Origin of the sequence: Photobacterium aquimaris (assembly GCF_002954455.1) — a bacterium.
In the GTDB taxonomy this organism is placed as follows: Bacteria; Pseudomonadota; Gammaproteobacteria; order Enterobacterales; family Vibrionaceae; genus Photobacterium; species Photobacterium aquimaris.
In genome coordinates, this window is the sequence record NZ_MSCC01000002.1 from 153,921 (window position 1) to 159,005 (window position 5,085).

Sequence of the window (5,085 nt, forward strand, 5' to 3'; positions counted from 1 at the left end):
TAATAGCGAGCTTAACCTTAGCTGTAAAGCTAAAATTTCATTAAAAAGATCAATTGCTTGTTTTTTATTCTATCGTGTGAATTTAGCATCACTTACGTATAAAAAAGGCCGACATATTGTCGACCTTTGATAATTATAAATAAGTGTAGTATTACTTTTCAGCAGCAATCACAGAAATTTCAACCAATAATGTATCACGAGCCATACTAGCTTCAACACATGCACGTGCAGGCGCATATCCAGCAGGCACCCAGTTATCCCACACTGCATTCATCTCAGCAAACATACTCATATCTTTAATATAAATAGTTGCTGATAGCATGTGCTCTTTATCACTGCCCGCTTGCTCAAGTAATGTTTCCACTTTATCAAGCATGGTTTGTGTCTGCTCAGTAATGTCTTTGCTTGCATCAGCACAAACTTGACCACAAAGGTAAATAGTGCCGTTGTGCTTCACAATACGACTCATACGGGCTTTCGTTTCTTGACGCTCGATCATAATGCTCTCTCTGATTGATTTAAATAAGCAAATAACTCACTATTAACCGCACCAAGATAGCAAATAAACTTACTTTTTTATATTTTATTGCAAATAAATTTTAATTATTTGCCTAGTGAGTCTTCTAATCGTGCTTTCCAGATCGCCATTGCTAGTGCTGGTTTACGTAAAACTTCAGGTGTTGGAATCCAACCATGTTTAATTTTAGCAAATACATCAAAACGTTCAGCTGTACCAGCCATTGCTTCAGCAACAACTTTGCCTGCGATATTGGTTAATCCGACACCATGACCGGTATAACCATGAGCAACATAAATATCGTTACCTAAGTGATCAATTTGTGGCATGTAAGAGCGTGTTACTGCAAATAGACCGCCCCAATGGTATTCCATTTTTACATCAGCAAGTTGTGGGAAAACCGTGATCATACGCTGGCGTAAACGCTCGCTTGAATCACTATATTCACCATTAAATGGATGATTAACACCACCAAATAAAATACGGCCATCAGGGGTTGGACGATAATAGTCAAGGCTATTGTTTAGATCCGACATTGCCATCATATTACTGATAGGCTGGCGATCACCCAATTGCTCGGTCACACCAATGTATGACACAACAGGTAACACCACACTTTGTGCTTTACGGTTTAATCCATCTAAATAGGCATTACACGCTAATAACACTTGTTTCGCTTTAACCTGACCTTTAGGGGTATGGATAATATGCGGATTACCTTTATCAAGTTTAACTGCTGGCGTATTTTCAAAAATAGTCGCCCCTAAACTTAATGCCGCTTGCGCTAAACCAAGAGTGTAATTTAGTGGGTGCATATGGGCACTGTTTGAATCATAAAGTCCACCTAAATAGCGTTCAGTATGCGCGACTTGATTAACTTTATCTTTGTCCCACCAGCTTGCACTTGGATAATCATAACGACCTTGTTTAAGGTCATACCACGATTTTAATTCTGTCTCTTGGCTTTTCTTCAATGCTAATTCGATATAGCCTTGTTGAAAATCACAATCAATGTTAAATTTCTCAATCCGATCGCGAGCAATATCAATAGCTTCACAAGAAAGATCCCATAGTTGTTTACCCCACTCAGGTCCGTATGTTTCATCAACTTCACGTAACCCGAGGCAATAACCCACTAAACACTGACCACCATTACGTCCAGAGCCTCCCCATGCTAAACGTTGTGATTCAAGAACCACAACAGAGAACCCTTTTTGACGTAATTCAATCGCGGCATTTAACCCTGTCATACCGCCACCAATAATACAAACATCAGCTTCAATTGCCTGATCAAGTATTGGTTGTTCTGGTAACGCATTAACGGTTGCTTGGTAGTAACTATCGATATATTGACTGCTGATTGACATTCCAATTGCCCACAAAAAAAAATATAGGTTAAAAATCGCGCGGATAATGTCACGACTCTTAGGGCTGTACAAGCAATTTATTAATGTGATCAGTGTCATAGTTTATAACTATAAATTTTGACACTTTGATAGTTAACTCTAATATCCGCGCTCGAATCTGACTTACCTGGTCAATTAGGAATTAATAACATGAAGAAAATATTCAAAGGGGTGACCACACTAGCATTCGCACTTTCAGCATTTAATGTTTCGGCAGCAAATGATGTGCTTAACGTTTACAACTGGGCAGAGTATATGCCAACAGATGTAATCAAAGCCTTTGAAAAAGAATATGATGTCACTGTCAACTACTCTACGTTTGATAATAATGAATCAATGTATACCAAGCTCAAGCTACTTGATGGCAAGGGTTATGATGTTGCATTTGCATCAACGTATTTTATTGAAAAAATGGCCCGTGAAGGCATGCTTGCAAAAATAGATAAAAGCAAGATGCATCACTTAAATGACATCTATTCAGGCCTAATGAAACAACCTTTCGATCCTAACAATGATTACTCATTACCTTATGTGTGGGGCGTTACTGGGATTAGTTACAATGCGGAAGTGATCACCAATGATCAGGTAACTAGCTGGAAAGATTTATGGAATACCAATTTTGAACAACAAGTAATGTTACTTGATGATGTTCGCGATGTGTTCGGTATGGCATTACGTGCCCAAGGCCACAGCATTAACAGCACTAACGAAGCTGAAATTAAACAAGCTTACGAAAAGTTACGTCAACTGCGTTCAAATGTAGTGGTTTACAATTCTGACGCACCACATGTCCCTTATGTTACAGGGGAAGCAATGGTAGGCATGCAGTGGAATGGTAATGCCTTTATGGCAAAAAAAGAAATGCCAGAATTGAAGTTTGTTTATCCAACAGATGGCGCAATTTTGTGGATGGATAATTTTATCGTCCCGAAAGGCAGCGAACATAAAGATCTTGCGTTTAAGTTTATCGATTTCTTTATGCTACCTGAAAACCAAGCCAAAATTGTTGAAGCGCTTGGATTCCCTGCGCCAAATAAGCTGGCAAAGAAATTTTTACCAACAGAATTACAAACCGATCCAATGATTTTCCCAACTGACGAGCAAGTCAATAATGGTGAGTTCACTGATGACGTTGGCGAAGCGGTAAATATTTACCAAAAATACTGGCAAATGCTTAAAAGTTAATTAGTCAAGAGGCTACGGTTAACCATTAACTGTAGCCTCTTGCGTTTACAGCACTCGATTAGTTAATAACTAAACCTGCAGTATTCAATTGTGGTAATAAATCACTAATCGCACTTGGTTGGTTCCAATCAATACAAATCAGCTTAGTGCCCATTTTGCGGCATGCTTGAGGTAATACCGCATCATGAAAGGCATCAATATCACTAATATAGCCAAGATCTAATCCCATCTCTTCTGCACGACCACGCTGACGCATACGCTGATAGGCTATCTCAGGATCAGTCTTTAAATAAATACAATAATCAATGGTTGGATATTGATTAATTTGACTAATCAAGTGCTGATAACACGCCATATGTTTAGCTATGTCTTCAGCAGTGCTGTTGTAATTGGCAATACAGGCATGAGTAAAGACCAAATCACTCAACAAAGAACGCTCAATAATATAAACCCCTTTGGGATTCAAATTATTAAGTAACTCAGCGCGTTGTGCTGTGATATAACATTGAAAATTGCTGCGCGCAGTAACGTTAAAAGGGTCACGTGTAAATTCACCTAATAAATGTTGAAATTCAGGATCAGAATCTACAGGCTCTAAAATAGCGGTCGCGTTTAGTGCTGCTGCGAGTTGAGGGAGTAATGTCGATTTACCGGCACCGATATTACCTTCTACACATATAATTTGGGGCTTATCCAAGATATCTTTCCCTCTAAAGGCTTAGCGATAAAAGAACCATGCTTTGATTCTCTTCACGTTTACCAATGCTCTAAACCCGACATTCTGAAACTAAACGTCGCAAAAAACCATCCCTTATATACTGTTTGGTGATTAATAAACCAAAACAGTATACTTTGAGCGCCAAAGTAGAACTAAAACCACCATCAATATCCCTTCAGCAGCACTTTACTCGGTAGCAAACAATCCTATTGAAACAACTTATACCTTAAGCTGTAATATTAGCGCTTATAAAATGTTGAGTGTAAAATAGCGACCTCATGATAGCATTCACAAAATATTCCAATTCTGAGATAACTTGATGTCATTTGAGGCTGCAATCGCGTTTTTTGGTGCTATTTTCATTTTTGCTATCACTCCAGGTCCTGGTATATTTGCCATTCTTGCTAAAGCAATGGTAGAAGGCCCCACAAAATGTGTCATGATGGCATTAGGCATGGTATGCAGTGATTTACTTTACTTACAACTTGCTTGTTTTGGATTAGCCACCATTGCTGAAAATTGGTCAGAAATTTTTTTAATTATTCGTTACCTCGGTGCCGGCTATTTAATCTATCTTGGCTATAAAATGATAACGGCGTTTACACACAACCAGCCGCATACTGAACAACAAAACCCCCAACAAACAGCCTTATCCAGTTTTGGACATGGTTTTTTGATTTCAGCATCAAATCCTAAAGTGATTCTGTTCTATGTTTCATTCTTACCGACTTTTATTGATTTAACCTACTTAAATCGCAGTGATATTGTTTTAGTCTCGGTCTTATCTTCGATCGCATTAATGTCTGCGATTATGCTCGTTGCTTATGGCGCTTCAAGATTAGCAAAAGTGATCAAAACGCCAACAGCACAACAGCGTCTAAACCAAACGGCTGGCGGTATTATGATTGCCGCTGGGGCCTATTTAGCGGTAAATAAGTAGCACTGTCATTCCCAACCGCAAAGTTACGAGCGAGATAGGGAATCTACCTTCCGCGCGTTGTAGAATGGCTGTTTTAGTTAATGTTTTAGCTTATGTTCACTGGCATCTTTAATGCTCAAACACGTGATAAATAGATCACGGATAACTCGTGCCTCTCTTTCGAGATGACGGATAATAACCTCGTTATTATTTGTAAAATAGCCATAAAACAAACGCAAAAAATCCTCTCATTGCTGACGAGGCTTCGTTGTGTTGTGAAGCGGACGGGACTTGCCATTCCGAAAATCAGCGCGACCCTCGTCGTGCAAACCGATTATTA

Annotated in this window: 5 protein-coding genes; 2 read left to right on the top strand and 3 right to left on the bottom strand. The window is 39.0% G+C overall.

Annotated features, from left to right (window positions below; translation table 11 throughout):
- Positions 1-151 precede the first annotated feature (151 nt).
- Positions 152-499 (bottom strand): RidA family protein, encoded by a 348-nt coding sequence (locus BTN98_RS11750; RefSeq protein ID WP_060996768.1) that lies wholly within the window; start codon positions 497-499, stop codon positions 152-154.
- A gap of 104 nt (positions 500-603) precedes the next feature.
- Positions 604-1,884 (bottom strand): NAD(P)/FAD-dependent oxidoreductase, encoded by a 1,281-nt coding sequence (locus BTN98_RS11755; RefSeq protein WP_060996769.1) that lies wholly within the window; start codon positions 1,882-1,884, stop codon positions 604-606.
- Between the two features lie 189 nt (positions 1,885-2,073).
- Between BTN98_RS11755 and BTN98_RS11760 the strand changes: the two genes are divergently transcribed.
- On the top strand, positions 2,074-3,108 hold the full coding sequence (locus BTN98_RS11760; protein WP_060996770.1) for an ABC transporter substrate-binding protein: 1,035 nt from the start codon (positions 2,074-2,076) through the stop codon (positions 3,106-3,108).
- A gap of 58 nt (positions 3,109-3,166) precedes the next feature.
- Here BTN98_RS11760 and BTN98_RS11765 read toward each other — a convergent pair whose 3' ends face one another.
- The gene (locus BTN98_RS11765) at positions 3,167-3,805 is read right to left on the bottom strand and encodes a deoxynucleoside kinase (RefSeq protein ID WP_060996771.1); all 639 of its coding nucleotides are present in this window, start codon (positions 3,803-3,805) and stop codon (positions 3,167-3,169) included.
- A 340-nt stretch (positions 3,806-4,145) separates the two neighbouring features.
- On the opposite strand from BTN98_RS11765, the gene BTN98_RS11770 reads away from it, so the two are divergent.
- Positions 4,146-4,766 (top strand): LysE family translocator, encoded by a 621-nt coding sequence (locus tag BTN98_RS11770; RefSeq protein ID WP_060996772.1) that lies wholly within the window; start codon positions 4,146-4,148, stop codon positions 4,764-4,766.
- The last annotated feature ends 319 nt before the right edge of the window (positions 4,767-5,085 follow it).